The organism is Lysobacter capsici (assembly GCF_018732085.1).
GTDB classification, from domain to species: domain Bacteria; phylum Pseudomonadota; class Gammaproteobacteria; order Xanthomonadales; family Xanthomonadaceae; genus Lysobacter; species Lysobacter capsici_A.
This window is the reverse complement of the sequence record NZ_CP076103.1, coordinates 4,920,038-4,939,092: the sequence shown is the minus strand read 5'-3', so window position 1 is coordinate 4,939,092 and position 19,055 is coordinate 4,920,038. Positions and strand designations below refer to the sequence as shown.

The 19,055-nt window shown below is 67.4% G+C and carries 16 protein-coding genes; 6 read left to right on the top strand and 10 right to left on the bottom strand.

What is annotated here, in order from left to right; translation table 11 throughout:
- Nucleotides 1–12: 12 nt before the first annotated feature.
- The 4 genes from KME82_RS20555 to KME82_RS20540 form a co-directional block, all read right to left on the bottom strand.
- Nucleotides 13–942, bottom strand: a complete 930-nt coding sequence (locus KME82_RS20555) for an MlaD family protein (RefSeq protein ID WP_215495655.1) — start codon at nucleotides 940–942, stop codon at nucleotides 13–15.
- Nucleotides 943–976: 34 nt separating this feature from the next.
- Nucleotides 977–1,861 carry a CPBP family intramembrane glutamic endopeptidase gene (locus KME82_RS20550; protein WP_215495654.1) on the bottom strand — a complete coding sequence of 295 codons (885 nt, stop codon included), beginning with the start codon at nucleotides 1,859–1,861 and terminating at the stop codon, nucleotides 977–979.
- Nucleotides 1,858–2,727 (bottom strand): ABC transporter ATP-binding protein, encoded by an 870-nt coding sequence (locus tag KME82_RS20545; RefSeq protein WP_215495653.1) that lies wholly within the window; start codon nucleotides 2,725–2,727, stop codon nucleotides 1,858–1,860. Before KME82_RS20545 ends, KME82_RS20550 begins: the two co-directional genes overlap by 4 nt.
- An 85-nt stretch (nucleotides 2,728–2,812) precedes the next feature.
- A complete protein-coding gene (locus tag KME82_RS20540; protein ID WP_215495652.1) occupies nucleotides 2,813–3,934 on the bottom strand; it encodes an ABC transporter permease in 1,122 nt (373 codons plus the stop codon).
- A 186-nt stretch (nucleotides 3,935–4,120) separates the two neighbouring features.
- Here KME82_RS20540 and KME82_RS20535 point away from each other — a divergent pair, with 186 nt between their 5' ends.
- A complete protein-coding gene (locus KME82_RS20535) occupies nucleotides 4,121–5,371 on the top strand; it encodes a threonine/serine ThrE exporter family protein (RefSeq protein WP_215495651.1) in 1,251 nt (416 codons plus the stop codon).
- A gap of 165 nt (nucleotides 5,372–5,536) precedes the next feature.
- Here KME82_RS20535 and KME82_RS20530 read toward each other — a convergent pair whose 3' ends face one another.
- The 3 genes from KME82_RS20530 to KME82_RS20520 all read right to left on the bottom strand — a co-directional run bounded on the left by KME82_RS20530 (nucleotide 5,537) and on the right by KME82_RS20520 (nucleotide 8,908).
- Nucleotides 5,537–5,923 carry an H-NS family nucleoid-associated regulatory protein gene (locus tag KME82_RS20530; RefSeq protein WP_215495650.1) on the bottom strand — a complete coding sequence of 129 codons (387 nt, stop codon included), beginning with the start codon at nucleotides 5,921–5,923 and terminating at the stop codon, nucleotides 5,537–5,539.
- 501 nt (nucleotides 5,924–6,424) lie between these two features.
- Nucleotides 6,425–8,146, bottom strand: coding sequence for a proline--tRNA ligase (locus tag KME82_RS20525; protein ID WP_215495649.1), 1,722 nt, complete (start codon nucleotides 8,144–8,146; stop codon nucleotides 6,425–6,427).
- A gap of 243 nt (nucleotides 8,147–8,389) precedes the next feature.
- Complete coding sequence (locus KME82_RS20520; RefSeq protein WP_215495648.1) at nucleotides 8,390–8,908, bottom strand: DUF4124 domain-containing protein; 519 nt, start codon at nucleotides 8,906–8,908, stop codon at nucleotides 8,390–8,392.
- A 110-nt stretch (nucleotides 8,909–9,018) separates the two neighbouring features.
- Between KME82_RS20520 and pssA the strand changes: the two genes are divergently transcribed.
- The 5 genes from pssA to KME82_RS20495 all read left to right on the top strand — a co-directional run bounded on the left by pssA (nucleotide 9,019) and on the right by KME82_RS20495 (nucleotide 13,475).
- Nucleotides 9,019–9,810 carry a CDP-diacylglycerol--serine O-phosphatidyltransferase gene (gene pssA / locus KME82_RS20515; RefSeq protein ID WP_046657840.1) on the top strand — a complete coding sequence of 264 codons (792 nt, stop codon included), beginning with the start codon at nucleotides 9,019–9,021 and terminating at the stop codon, nucleotides 9,808–9,810.
- Nucleotides 9,807–10,238, top strand: coding sequence for a hypothetical protein (locus tag KME82_RS20510; protein WP_215495647.1), 432 nt, complete (start codon nucleotides 9,807–9,809; stop codon nucleotides 10,236–10,238). The genes pssA and KME82_RS20510 overlap by 4 nt, the downstream gene beginning before the upstream one ends.
- A complete protein-coding gene (gene rimI, locus KME82_RS20505) occupies nucleotides 10,235–10,726 on the top strand; it encodes a ribosomal protein S18-alanine N-acetyltransferase (protein ID WP_215495646.1) in 492 nt (163 codons plus the stop codon). Before KME82_RS20510 ends, rimI begins: the two co-directional genes overlap by 4 nt.
- Before the next feature lie 219 nt (nucleotides 10,727–10,945).
- Nucleotides 10,946–12,460 (top strand): catalase, encoded by a 1,515-nt coding sequence (locus KME82_RS20500; protein WP_430538858.1) that lies wholly within the window; start codon nucleotides 10,946–10,948, stop codon nucleotides 12,458–12,460.
- A 466-nt stretch (nucleotides 12,461–12,926) separates the two neighbouring features.
- The gene (locus KME82_RS20495; protein WP_252255446.1) at nucleotides 12,927–13,475 is read left to right on the top strand and encodes an ankyrin repeat domain-containing protein; all 549 of its coding nucleotides are present in this window, start codon (nucleotides 12,927–12,929) and stop codon (nucleotides 13,473–13,475) included.
- Between the two features lie 493 nt (nucleotides 13,476–13,968).
- Here the strand turns inward: KME82_RS20495 and KME82_RS20490 are convergent, their stop codons facing one another.
- From KME82_RS20490 to KME82_RS20480, 3 genes are all read right to left on the bottom strand, one after another.
- Nucleotides 13,969–14,238, bottom strand: coding sequence for a hypothetical protein (locus KME82_RS20490; RefSeq protein ID WP_215495644.1), 270 nt, complete (start codon nucleotides 14,236–14,238; stop codon nucleotides 13,969–13,971).
- 1,430 nt (nucleotides 14,239–15,668) lie between these two features.
- Entirely contained in the window at nucleotides 15,669–18,431 is a 2,763-nt protein-coding gene (locus tag KME82_RS20485; RefSeq protein WP_215495643.1) for a valine--tRNA ligase, read from the bottom strand.
- Nucleotides 18,432–18,628: 197 nt separating this feature from the next.
- A complete protein-coding gene (locus KME82_RS20480) occupies nucleotides 18,629–19,054 on the bottom strand; it encodes a DNA polymerase III subunit chi (protein ID WP_215495642.1) in 426 nt (141 codons plus the stop codon).
- Nucleotide 19,055 lies beyond the last annotated feature (1 nt).

The following is a 19,055-nucleotide window of genomic DNA, read 5'->3' as shown; positions in this document are numbered from 1 at the left end:
CGATAACCCGCTTCATTTAGGCTCGAACTCCTTGGTCGCATCGCGTCCCAGCAGATACCGCGTCGGGTTGCTGTCCAGGCGGTCGCTGATCCTGCGCAGATCGCGCACCAGCGAACGTAGTTCGCTCAAGGTCGGGCCGAGCTGGGCCAGGCCGTCGTTGGCGAAGCTGCCGATCGCGGCGCGGTTGTCGTTGAGGATGCCGTTGGCGCCGGTGGCGGCCGAGTCGAGCTTGGTCAGGGTGCTGTCGAGCTTGTTGATGATGCCCGGCAGCTTGCCGGCGAGTTCGCGGTCGACCGTCTCCACCGCCTTGTTGGTGGTGGCCAGGGTCTGGCTGAGCTGTTCGCTGGACTTCTTCGCGTTGGCGATCAACTCGCGCAGGTCGCCGCGCTGATCGGCGATCGAACTGGTCAGCGATTCGATGTTGGCCAGGGTGTTGGACACGTGCTTGACGTTGTCGTCGCTGAGCACCTGATCCAGGCGCGCGACCAGGCGGTTGGCGGTGTCGGCGATGTTCTGCAGCGCCGAGGCTTCGGTCTGGATGATCGGGATGTCGCTGCTGCGCTCGGCGTCGGCCAGCGCCGGGCTGTTGGGGCTGCCGCCGGTGAGCTGGATGATCGGGCTGCCGGTGATGCCGGTGAGCGACAGCTTGGCGCGGGTGTCGGTCTTGATCGGCGCGTCGGCCTGCAGGCGCAGTTTGGCGATGACGCGGCGCGGGTCGTCCGGCGCCAGGCTCAGCTGCTGCACGGTGCCCACGCCGATGCCGTTGTACTGCACGGTGCTGCCTTCGGTCAGGCCGGTGACCGGCTCGTTGAAGATCACCGCGTATTCGCGCCAGCTCTTCTCCGAGGAGTACTTGGCCGCCCACAGCGCGAACAGCAGCAGGAACAGCGTCACGATGATCGTGAACGCACCGATGAGGACGTAATTGGCCTTGGTTTCCATCAGGCACCTTCGAGCGCTAAAGCGGCAGCCGGCATCATGCCAGCATGGGGTAGGTAAACGCGGTGAAATGAATCAGGTTGAGGCCGAAATGGGCGAGCACCGCGCCGAGCAGGCCGCCCTTGCGATAGGCCCAGCCGTAGACCAATCCGGCCAGGGTGGCCATCAATACCCAGCGCCAGCCGCCGCCGGCATGCACCAGGCCGAATGCGAGCGCGGCCACGAAGGTCGCGTAGACCGGGCCGTGCCGGACCTCGCTCCAGCGCTGCTGCAAGGCTTGTTGCAGATAGCCGCGGAACATCGCTTCTTCGGTCAGCGCCACCAGCAGCAGATTGTTGAGCGCCCACAGCGCGCCGAACGCCGGCCATTTCGGTGCCCATGCGACCGCGTTCAGCGCCAGGGCCAGACTCAGGCACACAACCGCGACGAGAATCGCGCCGATCAGTCCGGCGGCCAGCGAGGCCGCGACTGGCTGCGCGCCCTCGCCAAAACGACGCAGCAGCGGCCAGCACAGCAGCAGCCAGAACCCGGCCAGCGGCTTGTCGAAATTCAGGTACAGCGACATCGGCGCCGCGTCGGGCGTCAGCCGCAGCTCGCTGATCAGTTGCGGATTGTTGAAGCCGGGCATCAGATGCAGCCCCAGCGCGAACGCGACCAGCACGAACAGGCCATGGCCGGCGATGCGCGCGCCCTTGGGCCGCGCCGGCAACACCAGCCAGGCGGCCAGGCCGAGCAGGGCGAACGACAGCAGCGCCGGCGGATCGAACAGGCCGCGGATCAATCCCGCGACGGCGACCGCGCCGAGCAGCAGGTACACCGCCGAACGCGCTTTGGGCCACCACAACAGCGCCGCGGCCAGGCACAGCACCGCCCAGATCGACACGCTCCACAGCGCATCGGGATGGGCGAACACGGCGTTCATCGCGCCGGCGCATCGGGCGGTGCGGCCGCGTGGCCCGCCACGTTCTTGTCGCGCGCGACTTGCGCGGCGCGCGCGCGCGGGCCGTGGAAGTATTCCTGCACCCACGGATGATCGAGTTTCTCGACCTCCTCGATCGACGCGCAGGCGATGACTTTCTTGTCGGCGAGCACCGCGATGCGATCGCAGATCGCGTACAGCGTGTCCAGGTCGTGGGTGATCAGGAACACGGTCAGGCCCAGCGCCTGCTGCAGGGTGCGGATCAAGCGGTCGAACGCGGCCGCGCCGATCGGGTCGAGGCCGGCGGTAGGCTCGTCGAGGAACAGCAGCGGCGGGTCCAGCGCCAGCGCGCGCGCCAGGCCGGCGCGCTTGCGCATGCCGCCGGACAACTGCGAGGGCAGCTTGTTGATCGCATCGGCCGGCAGGCCCGACAGCTTGACCTTGAGCAATGCCAGTTCGTAGCGCAGCGAATCGGGCAGGTCGCCGTGGTACTCCTTGAGCGGCACCTGCACGTTCTCGCCGACGGTCAACGACGAGAACAAGGCGCCGTCCTGGAACAGCACGCCGGTGTTGCGTTCGATCTCGCGGCGCATGCGCGGATCGGGATTGCGCGCGTCGATGCCGAGCACTTCGATCTCGCCGGCGTTGGGCTTACGCAGGCCCAGGATCGACCGCATCATCACCGACTTGCCGGTGCCCGAGCCGCCGACCACGCCGATGATCTCGCCGCGCTTCACGTCCAGGTCGAGCCCGTCGTGGACGACTTGATCGCCGAAGTGATTGACCAGGCCGCGGATGCGGATGATCAGGTCGTCGCCGTTGGCGTCGCCCTCATCGGGAATCGGGAGTCGGGAATCGGGAGTCGTCAAAGCGGTTTCCCCGCGAACTTGGCGGCCACCAGCGCAGACCGCTTTTCAGCGATTCCCGATTCCCGATTCCCGATTCCCGTAGCGATCACCAGCCCATCTCCATGAACCAGATCGCGAAGAACGCATCGAGCACGATCACCAGCGAGATCGACTGGACCACGCTGGAGGTGGTGCGCTCGCCGACCGACTGCGCGGTGCCCTTGACCTGCAGGCCTTCCAGACAGCCGATCAGGCTGATCAGCAGGGCGAAGATCGGCGCCTTGGACATGCCGACCAGGAAATGGCGCAACTGCATGGTCTCGTGCATGCGCGCGAGGTATTGCTGCGGCGGGATATCCAGGCCGTAGGCGCCGACGGTCAGGCCGCCGAGCAGGCCGGCGATCATCGCCACGAACGTAAGCAGCGGCAGCATCACCAGCAGCGCCAGCACGCGCGGGATCACCAGCAAGTCGATCGGGTCCATGCCCAGGGTGCGGATCGCGTCGACTTCCTCGCGGCTGACCATCGCGCCGATCTGCGCGGTGAACGCGCTGGCGGTGCGGCCGGCGAGCACGATCGCGGTCAGCAGCACGCCGAATTCGCGCAGGAAGGCGATGCTGACCAGTTCGACCACGAAGATGGTCGCGCCGAAATCCTTGAGGATGGTCGAGCCCAGGAACGCCACCACCGCGCCGACCAGGTAGCACAGCAGCGCGATCAGCGGCACCGCGTCGAGGCCGACCTGTTCCATGTGATGCACGGTCGCGGTCGGACGGAAGCGGCCCGGGTTCTTGAACAGCCGCAGCATCTTGACCAGGGTTTCGCCGAAGAAGGCGACCAGGGCCAGCACTTCCTTCCAGTTGTCGGTGACCGCGTAGCCCAGGCGCGCCAGCGCGGCCTGGAAGCCGTACTCGCGTTTCTTCTTGGGCCGCTCGTCGGCCACGTCCTCGATCGCGCTGACCAGCGCGCGGTGGCTTTCGTGGAAGTTGAACGCGGCGTCGAAATCCAGATCGTGGCGACGCGCATAGCGCATCAGCTGCAGCACGCCGACCGAATCCAGGCGCTCGACCCCGCTCGCGTCGATTTCCTCGGCGCCCTCGGGCGCCTGCTTGAGCACCTCGCCGATGGCGACCGCGTGCTCGAGGGTCCAGCAGCCGGAAAGGCGTAGCCGCGAAGGCGTGGAGCCATCGGCGGCGAGTTCCGGTGCGTGCGTGGTCGATAGGGTCATAGAGCCTCGGCGGGAGGATACAGGCTAGGGATGACGAGGTGAGCGTTGCGTCACTTAGGTGCGGGAGTCGGGAATGGGGAATCGGGAATCGGTAAAGCGGGCGATCGACACGGCGAGGGCCTTTCCGATTCCCCATTCCCGATTCCCGATTCCCGGCAACTCAAACGCGTGCCATGCTTTCCGACTATGTCGACCCCGCATCCGCTCAGCGCCGCCAGTTACGCCGCCCGCATCGCGTTCGTGGTCGAGCTGGCCGAGCGTCTGCACAGCTACGGCACCACCGCGCAGCGGCTGGAGGGCGCGGTGAGCGCGGTGGCGCAGAAACTGCGCCTGGAGTGCGAGCCGTGGTCGAACCCGACCGGCCTGATCCTCACCTTCAGTGATCCCAACCGGCCGCTCGGCGACAGCGACACCACCCGGGTGATCCGGCTGCCGCCCGGCGAGAACGACCTGTACCGGCTCAGCGAAACCGACCGCATCGCCGAGGAGGTGATGGCCGGCCGGCTCGATCTGGCCGCCGGCCACGCCGCGCTGGAGACGCTCGACCGCCCGCGCAGCCTGCGCTGGCGCTCGATGCAGGTGCTCGCCTACGGCCTGGCCGCGGGCGCGGTCGCCAGCCTGCTGCGGCTGCCGTGGCTGGACATCGGCGTGGCCTCGATCAACGGCCTGATGATCGGCCTGCTGGTCGACATCTCCGGCCGCCGGCCGCGGCTGCGCGAGGCGCTGGAGGCGATTGCCGGCATGTTCGCCGCGCTGACCGTGCTGCTGGTGGCCAATTTCATCGCCCCGCTGAACCAGAACACGGTGATCATCGCCTCGCTGATCGTGTTGCTGCCCGGGTTGGCGCTGACCAACGCGGTCAACGAGCTGACCAGCCAGCATTTGGTGTCGGGCACGGCGCGCTTCGCCGGCGCGGTGACCACGGTGGTGAAACTCGCGGTCGGCACGGTGATCGGCCTGTACCTGGCCGATCTGGTCGGACTGGAGCCGGTGGTGCGCGCGTCGCGCCCGCAGGCGGCCTGGGTCGAATGGGGCGGGCTGGCGGTGGCGTCGTACGCCTTCGCGGTGCTGTTCCGCGCCCACCGCGGCGATTACCTCAAGGTCATGGCCGCGGCCGCGAGCGGTTATCTGATTTCGCGTTTCGTCGGCCTGGCCTGGGGCAGTCCGGCCGGGATCTTCCTCGCCGCGCTGGTCATGACCGCGCTCGGCAACGCCTACGCGCGCTGGGGCAACCGGCCCGGGGCGATCATCCGCGTGCCCGGGATCATTCTGCTGGTGCCCGGCAGCGTCAGCCTGCGCGGGCTGCTGACGATGATTCAGCAGCAGGACGTCAACGTCGGCCAGGACGCGGTGCTGGCGGTGCTCAATATCCTGCTGGCGCTGATCGCGGGGCTGATATTCGGGAATTTGTTGCTGCCGGCTCGGCGGAATTTGTGAGAGGCCGGGATTGGGGATTGGCAAGAGCGGGGGCGTCGCAGGTTGATGGGCTCTGCCTTTGACTTGGCTTTTTCGAATCCCGAATCCCGTTTCCCGAATCCCGGCTTTCAAATGAAAACGCCGGCTCAAGGCCGGCGGTTTCGGTGATTTTGGTTTTCAGTCCCGTTACTTGATCAGGAAATCTTCCAGCTTCTTGCCCTGCGCGGTGTAGGCGGCCAGCCAGCGCGGCTGCTTGCCGCGGCCGGTCCAGGTTTCGCCGGTGTTGGCCGGGTTGCGGTATTTCGGCGCGACCTTGCCCAGCGGCTTGCGCGCCTTGCGCGCGGCGGGAGCGGCCTTGGTGGCGGCCTTGCTCGCCTTCGGGCCGCGGGTCGCCGGAGCGGCGTTGCCGAACAGCTCTTCCAGGGTGTAACCCTCGGTCTTGAGCAGGGCGCTGATTCTCTTGCGCACGGCCGCCAGCGGCTTGCGCTTGTTCAACGTGGTCTTGCGCTTCTTGGCCTGGCTGATCAGGGATTCGAGTTCTTTCGCGGACAACGTGGAGAGATCGATCGACATGTAGCCTCCGGGGAGTATGGTCGGGAATGACGGCCAGTCCCTGGCGCGCGGCAGCATAGTAAGGGCAGTGAAGTCTGCCGTAAATGCGCCGGAAGATATACACGAATATCGACCGCCAAAGCCAGTGGCGCGAACGCGGAGGTTTGTCGGCGTGTAAACGGTTTAAACAAATGCGTGCGGCGACGCCGTCGCGACGGCCGCGCAAAGCTTGCGCGGCGCGGGTTTGCATCGATTCCATGGGCGGGCCGTCGTGGCGGTGAGGACAGGCCGCCGCGTCGCGGCCGATTACGGGCGCTGTTTGAAACGGGTTATCGACACACCGGTTATCGAGCCGGGCCGGCGGAGGTATCGGGCCGAATACGGAGGTTTTTCGAACCAGGCACGAAACGTGCTTGGGACGGTGCGAAACCGGGGCCGTCGCGATTACCCCGCCGCGATCGGCGGGGTAATCGGATCGTATCGCGACGATGCTCGAAGGCGGTATCGAAACCGCCGCCGGGCTTACTGGGACAGCCCGGCGATCCGGGCCAGCACCGCGGCGCGGTCGAGATTCTCCGCCTCGCTGGCGCGGCGGTGGCGGTACTCGAAACTGCCCGCGGCCAGGCCGCGTTCGGACACCACCACGCGGTGCGGCACGCCGATCAGTTCGATGTCGGCGAACATCGCGCCCGGGCGCAGGCCGCGGTCGTCGAGCGCGGCGTCGACGCCGGCCTTGACCAGGTCCTGGTACAGCGCCAGCGCGGCCTCGGCCACGGCCGGGTCGTTCTTGGGATTGATCACGCACACCACCGCCTGCCACGGCGCCATCGCCTCGGGCCAGGCGATGCCGGCGTCGTCGTGGTTCTGCTCGATCGCCGCGGCGACGATGCGCGACACGCCGATGCCGTAGCAGCCCATCGCCGGGGTGGTGGCCTTGCCGGTGTCGTCGAGCACGGTCAGCTTCATCGCCTCGGCGTATTTGCGGCCGAGCTGGAACACGTGGCCGACCTCGATCCCGCGCGCGATGCCCAGGCGGCCCTGGCCGTCGGGCGAGGGGTCGCCGGCGACCGCGTTGCGGATGTCGGCGACCTCGTCGGCTTCGGCCAGATCGCGGCCCCAGTTGACGCCGGCCAGGTGGTAGCCGTTTTCGTTGGCGCCGACCACGAAGTCGGCCATCGCCGCGACGCTGCGGTCGGCGATCACGCGGATCGCCTTGACCGGCTTGACCGGACCCAGGAAGCCCGGCTGCGCGCCGAGGTGTTCGACGATCTCGGCCTCGGTGGCGAGGCGATACTCGGCCAGCCCGGCGAGCTTGGACAGCTTGATCTCGTTGACCGCGTGGTCGCCGCGGACCAGGGCCAGCGCGAACTGCGGCTTGCCGTCGGCGTCGCTGCCGACGATCGCGATCGACTTGACCGTGCGGGTCAGCGCGATGCCCATCAGCGCGGCGACGTCCTCGCAGGTCTTCTGGGTCGGCGTATCGACCTTGCGCAGGTTCTCGCCCGCGGCCGCTCGCGGGCCCGGCGACACCGCTTCGGCCAGCTCGACGTTGGCGGCGTAATCGGAGCCGTCGGAGAACGCGATCGCGTCCTCGCCCGAATCGGCGAGCACGTGGAACTCGTGCGAGGCGCTGCCGCCGATCGCGCCGGTGTCGGCGAACACGGCGCGGAACTTCAATCCCAGACGGGTGAAGATGCGGCCGTAGGTGTCGTACATGTTCTGGTATTCGCGGCCCAGGTCCTCGTCGGTGACGTGGAAGGAGTAGGCGTCCTTCATCAGGAACTCGCGCGCGCGCATCACCCCGAACCGCGGGCGGATTTCATCGCGGAACTTGGTCTGGATCTGGTAGAAATTGACCGGCAGCTGCTTGTAGCTGGCCAGTTCGTTGCGGGCGAAGTCGGTGATGACTTCCTCGTGGGTCGGCCCGAAGCAGTACCAGGCTTCCTTGCGATCCTTGATCTTGAGCAGCTGGCCGCCGAATTTCTCCCAGCGCCCGGTTTCCTCCCACAGCTCCTTGGGCTGCACCGCCGGCATCAGCACCTCGATCGCGCCCGCGGCGTTCATCTCCTCGCGCACCGCGCGCTCGACCTTGCGCAGCACGCGCAGGCCCAGCGGCGACCAGGTGTACAGGCCGGCGGCGAGCTTGCGGATCATGCCGGCCTTGAGCATCAGCTTGTGGCTGATGATCTCGGCGTCGGCGGGGGTTTCCTTGCTGGTGTGGAGATGGAAGTGCGACAGGCGCATCGGCAGGGGTTCGCGGATGGGGAAAGCGAACAGTTTGCCATGGCGGGAAACGGGAATCGGGAATGGGGAATCGGCGCGGCGGCTCGGACCGGCGTAGTCGGTCGTGACTATGGCCTCGCTCATAAGCAAACGCCGGACCGCCCGTGAGGGCGGCCCGGCGTTCAGGCATCAGGTCAATCCAGCAGATCGCGAGCGCAAGCCGCTCTTACGACTCCCTATTCCCGATTCCCCATTCCCGGCTTCTCAGCTATCGGCCTGCTTCTGCGGCGTAGTGCGCGACGACGGCGGCGAGGAGCTGGCCGCCGGGGCGGAGGCGGGCGCGGTCGGGGCCGCGGCGGTGCAGTTGACCCGGATCTGGGCCTCGGCGAGCTGGACCTGGGCGGCGCGCTGCTGCGCATCGAGCACGCCGTCGGCCTTGCCGTCGCCGTTGCTGTCCATGCCGACCGAGGCCGCGCTCTGCAGTTGCTTGAGGTTGGCGCGCGCGCCGGTGCATTGCGCGTTCTCGCTCGGCGCGGCGGCGCTGGCGGTCTGGGCCGGGGTGCCGGTGCGGTTCTGGATCACCCGGTTCTTGACCCCGGCCTGGCCCTGTTCGGGCGGCGGCGAGTCGGAGTAATGGGTAACGCCCTTGGCGTCCTTCCATTGGTACAGCTCGGTGGCGGCGGCCGGCGCGGCGGCCAGCAGGACCAGCAAAGCGGTCGGGGCGGCGCGCAAGCCCAGCGCCGACAAGGCGCGGCGGGCGGAATAACGGGAGGTGCAGGACATGGCGAGGCTCCGGAGCGGGGCAGGCGGAACGAGCGGAAACTACGGTACAGCGGGGGAGGCGAGATTGCAGCATCCTGCTCGGGCGCAGGCAAGCGCTACACTTCCCAGTTATGGAACCTCAACCCACGCCCCGCCCGCGCGGACGCGGCATCTATTTGCTGCCTAATTTGTTCACCACCGGCGGCCTGTTCGCCGGTTTCTACGCGATCATCGCCGCCACCCAGGGCCGTTTCGACGAGGCCTGCATGGCGATCTTCATCGCCGCGATCCTCGACGGCGTCGACGGCCGGGTCGCCCGGCTGACCAACACCCAGAGCGAATTCGGGGTCCAGTACGACTCGCTGGCCGACCTGATCAGCTTCGGCCTGGCGCCGGCCATGGTCATGTACCACTGGGCGCTGATCTCGACCAAGCTCGACGGGGTGATCCCCGGCAAGATCGGCTGGGTCGGCGCGTTCGTGTACGCCGCCTGCGCCGCGTTGCGCCTGGCGCGCTTCAATTCCCAGGTCGGCCAGGTCGACAAGCGCTGGTTCATCGGCCTGGCCAGCCCGGCCGCGGCCGGACTGGTCGCCAGTTTCGTGTGGACCTGCCACAGCTTCGACCTGGACGGCGAGCAATTGCGCTACGCCGCGCTGGCCCTGACCGTGATCGCCGGGCTGCTGATGGTGAGCCGGCTGCGCTATGTCAGCTTCAAGGGCAGCGGCCCGCGCAACGACCGGGTGCCGTTCCTGGCGGTGCTGATCGTGGTGGTGGTGGTGGTCGCGATCGCGATCGATCCGCCGCGCGTGTTGCTGGCGATCTTCGCGCCGTACGCCTTGTCCGGCCCGGTCCAGGCGCTGTGGCGCCGCATGCGTCGCACGCCGCAGGAGCCGCCGCCGCCCAGCCAGACCGGTGCGCCATGAGCGGGCTGTGGAGCGCGCAGCAGCGCGAATGGCTGCAGGCGATGGGGCATACGGTGATGAGCCTGGCCGGCAGCGAGCCGCCGGCCGAGGCGCCGATTGCGAATGCCGCGTCCGCCGACGCGAACCGAAGCGCCGAGCCACCCGCGCCCGCGCGTGCATCGCAGCCGACGCGCGAGCGCGCTGGGTCCGAATCCGCCACCTCCGAACGCATCGCCTCCGAACGTACCGCGCCCGCGCCGCGCGCCGCCGCTCCCGGCGACGACGTGCCGCCGTTGCTGCGCAACCTGCTGCGCGCCGCGCGCCGCGCCGCCGGCGATGCGCAGGTGCTGGCGCTGTTCGATGCGTCCGCCTTGCGCGGCAATGCCGCGGCCAAGCGCGCGCTGTGGCCGCAGCTGCGCAAGCTGCGACGCACGGGTCAGCGCGGATGAGCGCGCAGGCGTCGCAGTTCGATCCTGCCGCCGCGCCGCGCGCGTTGCGGCCGATGCGCGAGGACGACCTCGAACTCGTCCACGCCATCGAGATCCGCGCCTACGAATTCCCCTGGACCCCGGGCATCTTCCGCGACTGCCTGCGCGCCGATTACCCGGCCTGGGTGTTGACCGAAAACGAGCGCATCGTCGGTTACTTCCTGATGAGCCTGGCCGCCGGCGAAGCGCACGTGCTCAACGTGTGCGTCGCGCCCGAAGCGCACGGCCACGGCTTCGGCCGCAAGCTGCTGCGCGCGCTGCTGCACGTGGCGCGCGGCCGTGGCGCCGAGCGCGTGTTCCTGGAAGTGCGCCCGTCCAATCCCGGCGCGATCGCGCTGTACCACAGCGAAGGCTTCAACGAGATCGGCCGCCGCCCGCGCTACTACCCGGCGCGGGGCGGACGCGAAGACGCTTTGGTGATGGCGATCGAACTATTGCCCGGCGAGTGAGCCGGTTCGATTCGCGCTCGAACGTGCGCGTGGTCATGCTTCGATCCGTGCGGTGAAGGCCGATGACGCGCGAACGGTGATCGGTTTAGCGCAATCAGGCATGGCGAATAGCCGATGGCTATCGCTGCCATCCAAACAAACGATTTTTCCTGATCGCATGCCTGTAGGACGCTGCCGCGCAGTCCCCACAGAGCCATGCCCATGCCCCATCGCAGTTTGATCGCGGCCTTCGTTTCCGCGCAGTTGCTTCTCTCCGGCGCCGCCTTCGCCCAGGCCGCGCCGCCCCTGACGCGCGACAACGGCGCGGTGGTCGGCGACAACCAGAACTCGCAGACCGCCGGCGCCGACGGCCCGGTCCTGCTGCAGGACGTGCATCTGATCCAGAAGCTGCAGCGCTTCGACCGCGAGCGCATCCCCGAGCGCGTGGTGCATGCGCGCGGTACCGGCGCGCACGGCAGCTTCGTGGTCACCGGCGACATCTCGCGCTACACCCGCGCGAAAGTGTTCCAGCCCGGCACCACCACGCCGGTGTTCGTGCGTTTCTCCACCGTGATCCACGGCAACCACTCGCCGGAAACCCTGCGCGATCCGCGCGGCTTCGCCACCAAGTTCTACACCAGCGAAGGCAATTGGGACCTGGTCGGCAACAACCTGCCGGTGTTCTTCATCCGCGACGCGATCAAGTTCCCGGACATGGTGCATTCGCTCAAGCCCAGCCCCGACACCAATGTGCAGGACCCGGCGCGGGTGTTCGATTTCTTCTCGCACGTGCCCGAAGCCACGCAGATGCTGACCCGGGTGTATTCCGACTACGGCACCCCGCGCAGCTATCGCGAGATGGACGGCAACGGCGTGCATGCCTACAAGCTGGTCGACGACCAGGGCGGCTACGTCTACGTCAAGTTCCACTGGGACAGCCGCCAGGGCGAGCACAATCTGTCCGGCGCGCAGATCGCCTCGGTGCAGGGACGCGATTTCAATCATCTGTCCAACGACCTGATGAAAGCGATCGAGCGCGGCGACTATCCCAAGTGGGACCTGTACGTGCAGATCCTCAAGCCCGATCAGCTCGACCAGTTCGCGTTCAATCCGCTCGATGCGACCAAGGTCTGGACCGGCGTGCCCGAGGTCAAGGTCGGCACGATGACGTTGGACCGCAATCCGGCCAATATCTTCCAGGAAACCGAGCAGGCCGCGTTCGCGCCGGCCAATCTGGTGCCAGGTATCGAGCCGTCGGAGGATCGTCTGCTGCAAGGGCGCATGTTCTCTTACGCCGACACCCAGTTGTATCGCGTCGGCACCAACGTCAATCAGCTGCCGATCAACGCGCCGAAGGTCGCGGTCAACAGCAACAACCAGGACGGCGAACACAACAGCGGCGCGCGCATCGGCAAGGTCAACTACGAGCCCTCGCGCATCCAGCCCAAGCCGCAATCCGACGCCGCGCGTTACAGCGCGTTGCCGCTGAGCGGTTCGACCCAGCAGGCGCGCATCGCCAAGACCTTGAACTTCCGCCAGGCCGGCGAGTTCTACCGCTCGCTGTCGGCCGAAGAACGCAAGAGCCTGATCGCGAACCTGGCCGGCGATCTGGGGCAGGTGCGCGACGAGACCACGATGTACACGATGCTCTCGTACTTCCACAAGGCCGATGCCGACTACGGCACGCGTCTGGCGCAGGCGCTCAAGCACGATGTGGCCAGAGTGAAGGGTTTGTCGGATGCGTTGAGCGACTGATGCGGCGCCGTTGCGGCATTGCACGGATCGGGTCGTCGCGTATGACCCGGTTCGTCGTGCGGCTCGCGGTCGCATGCGCATGACCTATGCGCGCGATGCATGGGCGCGACCCATGCGTCGGGTTGGCGGCGCGCGTTTCGACCTGGTCGGATCGACTCGGATGTTGTTTCGCGGCGCGGCGACTGTGGATGGCAACGGTCGCGGATCGATGGCCGATCGGTGTCGCGGCCTTGCATCGCATCGAAGCTGCAATTTTGGATGGCCTGGAGACTCCATGAATTATTCGTTTTCGAGATTTTCGTTCGGTGCGCTGCTCGTGTTTGGCTTCGCGGCGATGCCTGCGTACGCGCACGATCCGGCGGGGCGGGGACCGGCCGCGAATACCGGTACCGGTAACGAACAGCATGTCCATGCGAACCCTCACGCGAGCCCGCATGCCGCGGTGCAGCCGGATCGTGGGCGCGCCGTGTCCGCGGCTGATCCCGCGGTGGCGAACCAGTCTTCCGCGCTCGTGGGTCAGGACCTGAGTCGCTACTTGTTCGACGCTGCGCGTGCCGGCGATGTCGGCGTACTCGAGTCGCTGCTGGCGCGCGGCGTGCAAGTCGACGCGCGCGACGAACGCGGCTCCACCGCGCTGATCCTCGCCGCGTACTACGGCAAGAGCGATGCGGTGCAAGCCTTGTTGGCCGCCGGCGCCTCGCCGAACCTGGGCGACAGCGCGCGCGGCAATACCGCACTGATGGGCGCGCTGTTCAAGGGCGAGATCGAAAGCGCCCGGCGCTTGCTGGCCGACCCGCGCACCGACGTGAACGCGCGCAACGCCGCCGGCCAGACCGCGGCGATGTTCGCGGCCTTGTTCGGCCGCGCCGATCTGATCGAAGCCTTGGCCGCGCGCCAGGCCGACTTCGCCCTTACCGATGCCAGCGGCGCCACCGCCGAAACGCTGGCGCGCACGCAGGGCAATGCGGCGCTGGCGGATCGCTTGGCGGTGTTGAGTCGAAGGCGGCCGGGCTGAGAATCCGGGAATCGGGAATCGGGAATCGGGAATCGGGAGTCGGGAATCGGGAGTCGGGAGTCGGGAGTCGGTGGTGGTAGCGAGCGCTCGGCTCCCGATTTAGAAGCGAAGCCACGAGGTCTTTTGTGGGAGGGGCTTCAGCCCCGATGCTGTTCGTTCCGATCGCCGGCATCTGTTCGAAAGCGGTAGCGGGAGGCCGGTGCTCGGCTAAGAGGCGAAGCCGCGAGGTTTTTTGTGGGAGGGGCTTCAGCCCCGACGCTGTTCGATCCGACGCGGCGACCTGAGACAAAAGCGTCGGGGCTGAAGCCCCTCCCACAAAAGACCTCGCAGGTTCGACTCGTTTTTGCAGCGAATTGGGCGGAATGCCGCGTGCTGGCGGCGACAGCGCAACATGCCGCTTATGCCCGCCGATGGCTTATGGCCGAGGCGCGAGGCGCGAGGCGTCGCCGCGCAGATATTCGAGCCGATAGTCCGAGCCGACAATTCGAGTCGATCAGTCGGAATAAAGCTCAGCCGGAATGCCGTTGAACGCCGGTCCCCCCATCGAGCCCCCTTCAAGCGAGTCGACCTGATCGAGCGCCTGGCTGACCGCATTGACGATCGACGCACGCGAGGCGATGGCGCGGAAACGATCGCGTGGGCCATCGTGGTACATGCGCGTCGCCGCGACCGCGGCCAGAGCGAACAGCGGCTCGCGTTCGCACGGAATCGAGCGCCACTCGCCGTCGGCGGTTCGAGCCGAAAAGGTGTTCGGCAATGCCATGCCGGCGCAGGCCGGGGGACGGTCGCGATCTTATGCGCCGCAATCGCGCGACCACGACACCTGCGAAGGCCTGCGGGATTTGCCTAACGCGAGACGTAGTTGCGCGCGTCGAGTCTTAACGTCGCCCACCCCCCCCAACCCTCTCCCCCCCCCCCACCCGTTGGCAGCGATCGGGACCGCCCTCGCGGCTGATCCTCCCCACAAACGATATGCCCTGAGCCATACACCCCCGGGGTAGAGATGGGCCTGGTGATATAGATGATGACACGCCCGGCGACTAGGAGAAGCGCCCCCCCCACACCCCGCGACGCCCCCCCACCCACCCCCCTTCACCACCCGAAGCGGTCCCCCCCCCACCCCCGAACCCCACACCCCCGCGGGTGTCCCCCGCACCCCCCCCCCCACCCGCACCACCAAACCCCCCCCCCCCCCACGGCAAACGCTCCCCCCCCCCCGCCAACGTTCGATCGTGTTATTGGCGGCGAGAAGCGGAGGAATCAGGGGCGATCCAAATCGGAATGTAAGCGGATGTCCGGCGCCAGTGCGTGGCTAGCGCTGCGAGCACACGACGGCGGGGACCGATTTCCTTCCAATTGCGGTGATTTCTTGTGCCAGAGCTTGGCGATCCGAGTTCTCACGTCGCCGCCCGACGCCGGTAGGCCGACGGCTCGGCGGTGAGGCTTGAGGGGACGGGGGTTACGGTCCGCGCCGGCGGGGCTTCAGCGCAGACAGGCCTCCAGCGCCCGACTCGAGACAACTTGTGGGGCTGAGTGCCGGCCTAGCCCCGACTCGTTGGAGTTGCGGCCGCGACGCCGCGATGAAGCGGAAACCCCTAAGCCGAGCTTTTAGCGTGCCGCACGCCGGCCTCGCCTCGACGGGCCGCCCTCCGAGCGCGACCCTTTTTCGCGAGCGGATAAAAGCAGACCCCCGAGACCCCCTGCCCGAGCCGAGCGCTGAGCTGACCCCATGCGACCCAGCGCAAAGATACTATTGGACGCGCGATTCGGCCGGCGCGGACCCGGGCCCGCGCCCTCGCCCGCACGCGGAGGCCGACGTGAGCTGCATCAGCAGAGCTTGTTCGAGCGTGAGCAATGCGAGGCAGTCTAGGAGCGAAGCCGTGATGCAGCGCGCGACCAGGCAATCCGCGACAGTAGCACGTCCGCACGACCGCGTATAAAGTTCCACCCGACCGGGCGAGCGCGCGGCCGCGCCGTTGCGTTGAGCCGCGAGAGCGCCTGCGTCGCCTGTGAAAGAGCGACGTCCAGCAAAGCGAGTAGCTGAAACTCTCAGCGCCGCGCAACGAGTTGTGGGCGCATAGCGCAAAGCCCAGTGCGCCGCCAGCAGTGCCGCCGCCGCTTTTTGCGGCAAGGCGGTCGCACGCGCCGCTCAGTCCAGCTTCGCGCGCTCGCGCCGCTGCCGCGCGTGCGTGGTCAGCCCTCGAAGCTGCACTGTTCGACGTTCCAGTCGACCAGACGCTTGCGCTCCTGTTCGACCACCGCCGCCGGTGCGTTCTGCACGAAGGTCTCGCTGGACAGCTTGCCGCGGCTCTTGCCGATCTCGCCGTCGACGCGCTTGATTTCCTTGTCCAGGCGCACGCGCTCGGCATCGAGCTTGTCGGCCGGCAGCGGCACCAGCAGGGTCAGCTCGCCGACCACTGCGGGCGCGGCCGGCGGCGCCGACGCCGCGTCGTCGACGAACTCGATGCGGTCGAGCTTGTTGAGGAACTTGAGTTCCGAGGCGAACCGTTCGCAACGCGCGCGATCGCGGGCGTCGCCCTTGGTCAGCAGCAGCGTCACCAGGTCCGACGGCTTGACGTTCAACTCGCTGCGCACCTTGCGCAGCGCCGACACCATCGCCTTGAGCCATTCGATGTCGCTTTCGGCCTGGGCGTAATCGCCGTCGAACTGCGACGCCTGCGGGTACGGACGCAGCATCACCGTGGTCTCGCTGATGCCGAGCTTCGGCGCGACCTGCTGCCACAGCTCCTCGGTCACGAACGGGATCAGCGGATGCAGCAGCGACAGCAGGCGCTCGAGCACGTACAGCAGGGTGTGGCGGGTGCTGTCGGCGGCCGCGGCGTCTTCGCCCTGCAGCGCCGGCTTGGACAGTTCGACGAACCAGTCGCAGAACGCGTTCCAGGCGAATTCGTACAGCGACTGCGAGAGCAGGTCGAAGCGATACGCGGCAAAATGCGTTTCCGCTTCGGCCGCGGTCTTGGCCAGCTGCGCCAGGATCCAGCGCTCGGCATCGGTCCTGGGCTGCGGCGCGCCGTTGAAGCTCGCGCCTTCGGTGTTCATCAGCACGAAGCGCGTGGCGTTCCACAGCTTGTTGCAGAAATTCTTGTAGCCCTCGGCGCGGCTCAGATCGAACTTGATGTCGCGGCCATGCGTCGCCAGCGCGGCGATGGTGAAGCGCAGCGCGTCGGCGCCGAAGGCGGGAATGCCTTCGGGGAATTCCTTGCGCGTGGCTTTCTCGATCTTCTCGGCCTGCTTGGGGTTCATCAGGCCGGTGGTGCGCTTGTCGACCAGCGCTTCCAGGGTGATGCCGTCGACCAGGTCGATCGGATCGAGCACGTTGCCCTTGGATTTGGACATCTTCTGGCCGAACTGATCGCGCACCAGCCCGGTGATGTACACGTCCTTGAACGGAATCTGCCCGGTGAAGTGGTCGGTCAGCATGATCATGCGGGCGACCCAGAAGAAGATGATGTCGAAGCCGGTCACGAGCACCGACGACGGCACGAAACGCTCGAACCCGCGCGCGCCCATCGTCGCCGCATCCGGCCAGCCCATCGTGCTGAACGGCCACAGGCCCGAGGAGAACCAGGTCTCCAGCACATCGTGGTCCTGATCCAGGGCGACGTCCGCGCCGATGCCGCCGCGCGCGCGCGCATCGGCTTCGTCGCGGCCGACGTAGATCTTGCCGTCGGCGTCGTACCACGCCGGAATGCGATGGCCCCACCACAGCTGGCGGCTGATGCACCAGTCCTGGATGTTCTCCATCCAGTGGCGATAGGTGTTGATCCAGTTCGGCGGGACGAAACGGATAGCGCCCGGCTTTCCATCGGAATGTTCGACCAGTTCCAGGCCACGCTTGGCCAGCGAGTCCATCTGCACGAACCACTGGTCGGTCAGGTACGGCTCGATCACCTGGTTGGTGCGGTCGCCGCGCGGCACCTGCAGCTTGTGCGGCTTGGTCTCGACGAGGAGGCCTTCGGCTTCCAGGTCGGCGAGCACGACCTTGCGCGCTTCGTAACGATCCAGGCCGACATACTTCGCCGGCGCGTTGTCGTTGACCGCCGCGTCGGGGGTGAAGATGTTGATCATCGGCAGGCCGTGGCGCTGGCCGACCGCATAGTCGTTGAAGTCGTGCGCGGGCGTGACCTTGACCACGCCGGTGCCGAATTCGCGGTCGACGTAGCTGTCGGCGATGATCGGAATCTCGCGCGCGCTCAGCGGCAGCGTGACGGTCTTGCCGATCAGGTGCGCGTAGCGCTCATCGTCGGGATGGACCATGACCGCGGTGTCGCCGAGCATGGTTTCCGGGCGCGTGGTGGCGACCACGAGGGTGGCGCTGCCGTCGCTGAGCGGGTAGGCGATCGACCACAGGAAGCCGTCTTCTTCTTCGTTGATGACTTCCAGGTCGGAGATTGCGGTCTTCAGCACCGGGTCCCAGTTGACCAGGCGCTGGCCGCGGTAGATCAGGCCCTGCTCGTGCATGCGCACGAAGGCTTCGATCACCGCGTTCGATGCGATCGGGTCCATGGTGAACATCGAGCGCGACCAGTCGCCGGAGGTGCCCAGGCGACGCATCTGCCGTTCGATGGTGTCGCCGGACTGGCCCTTCCACTCCCACACTTTTTCGATGAAGCCGTCGCGGCCCAGACCGTCGCGGGTCAGGCCGTCGGCGCCGAGATTGCGCGCCACCACCATCTCAGTGGCGATGCCGGCGTGATCGGTGCCCATCTGCCACAGCGTGTCGTAGCCGCGCATGCGGTGGTAGCGGATCAGCGCGTCCTGCAGGGTGTGCTGGAACGCATGGCCCATGTGCAGGGTGCCGGTGACGTTCGGCGGCGGCAGCAGGATGGAATAGGGCTCGCCCTCGCCGCGGGGCTTGAATACGCCGCTGCTTTCCCACTGTTCGTACAGGCGGGTTTCGAACTGTTTGGGGTCGTAGCTGGGGGCGAGGGACATGGGCGGGAATCGGGAATGGGGAATGGGGAATCGAGAAGCGGGAGACGGGAGACGGGAGACGGGAAACGGGAAACGGGAATCGGGAATCGGGAATCGGGAATCGGTAAAGCAACGGCGGCGACGATCTGACGGGTGAGCGTCGAAGGGTGGGTGGAGGGCCTTTACGACTCCCGATTCCCCATTCCCGATTCCCGCCCTTACATATCGTGCTTGTTCAAAGTCAGCCCGCGCGCCTGGTACTGCTTCCAGCGCTCGCGCAGCGGGCCGCGCGCGGAGTCGTCGGCGGGGACCACTTCGAGCACGCGCTCGAAGCCGTCGGCGACCGCGGCGTCGCGCAGGTTGATGACCAGCGCGCGCAATGCGGCCTGCGAGTCGGGCGTGGCGATCAGCACGTCGGCTTCGTCCTCGTCCTCGTCCATGCCGGCGATCTGGTGCGGGATGTAGGCGTCCTCGCCCATGTCCCACAGCATGTCGTCGAGCTGTTCGGCCTGCTCGGCGCTGCGCGCCAGGATCAGCGTGGACAGCCCGGCGTCGTGCGCCTTGCGCGTCAGCTCGCAGACCAACCGAAGCGGTTCTTGTTTGAAGCGCGGCGATTGGATCAGGTAGAAGTCAGCGCGGGGCATA

Bases quoted from the DNA above. Each gene is read 5' to 3' on its own strand.
- KME82_RS20555 (WP_215495655.1), bottom strand. From the start codon at position 942: ATGGAAACCAAGGCCAATTACGTCCTCATCGGTGCGTTCACGATCATC.
- KME82_RS20550 (WP_215495654.1), bottom strand. From the start codon at position 1,861: ATGAACGCCGTGTTCGCCCATCCCGATGCGCTGTGGAGCGTGTCGATC.
- KME82_RS20540 (WP_215495652.1), bottom strand. From the start codon at position 3,934: ATGACCCTATCGACCACGCACGCACCGGAACTCGCCGCCGATGGCTCC.
- KME82_RS20535 (WP_215495651.1), top strand. From the start codon at position 4,121: ATGTCGACCCCGCATCCGCTCAGCGCCGCCAGTTACGCCGCCCGCATC.
- KME82_RS20530 (WP_215495650.1), bottom strand. From the start codon at position 5,923: ATGTCGATCGATCTCTCCACGTTGTCCGCGAAAGAACTCGAATCCCTG.
- KME82_RS20525 (WP_215495649.1), bottom strand. From the start codon at position 8,146: ATGCGCCTGTCGCACTTCCATCTCCACACCAGCAAGGAAACCCCCGCC.
- KME82_RS20520 (WP_215495648.1), bottom strand. From the start codon at position 8,908: ATGTCCTGCACCTCCCGTTATTCCGCCCGCCGCGCCTTGTCGGCGCTG.
- pssA (WP_046657840.1), top strand. From the start codon at position 9,019: ATGGAACCTCAACCCACGCCCCGCCCGCGCGGACGCGGCATCTATTTG.
- KME82_RS20510 (WP_215495647.1), top strand. From the start codon at position 9,807: ATGAGCGGGCTGTGGAGCGCGCAGCAGCGCGAATGGCTGCAGGCGATG.
- rimI (WP_215495646.1), top strand. From the start codon at position 10,235: ATGAGCGCGCAGGCGTCGCAGTTCGATCCTGCCGCCGCGCCGCGCGCG.
- KME82_RS20490 (WP_215495644.1), bottom strand. From the start codon at position 14,238: ATGGCATTGCCGAACACCTTTTCGGCTCGAACCGCCGACGGCGAGTGG.
- KME82_RS20485 (WP_215495643.1), bottom strand. From the start codon at position 18,431: ATGTCCCTCGCCCCCAGCTACGACCCCAAACAGTTCGAAACCCGCCTG.
- KME82_RS20480 (WP_215495642.1), bottom strand. From the start codon at position 19,054: ATGCCCCGCGCTGACTTCTACCTGATCCAATCGCCGCGCTTCAAACAA.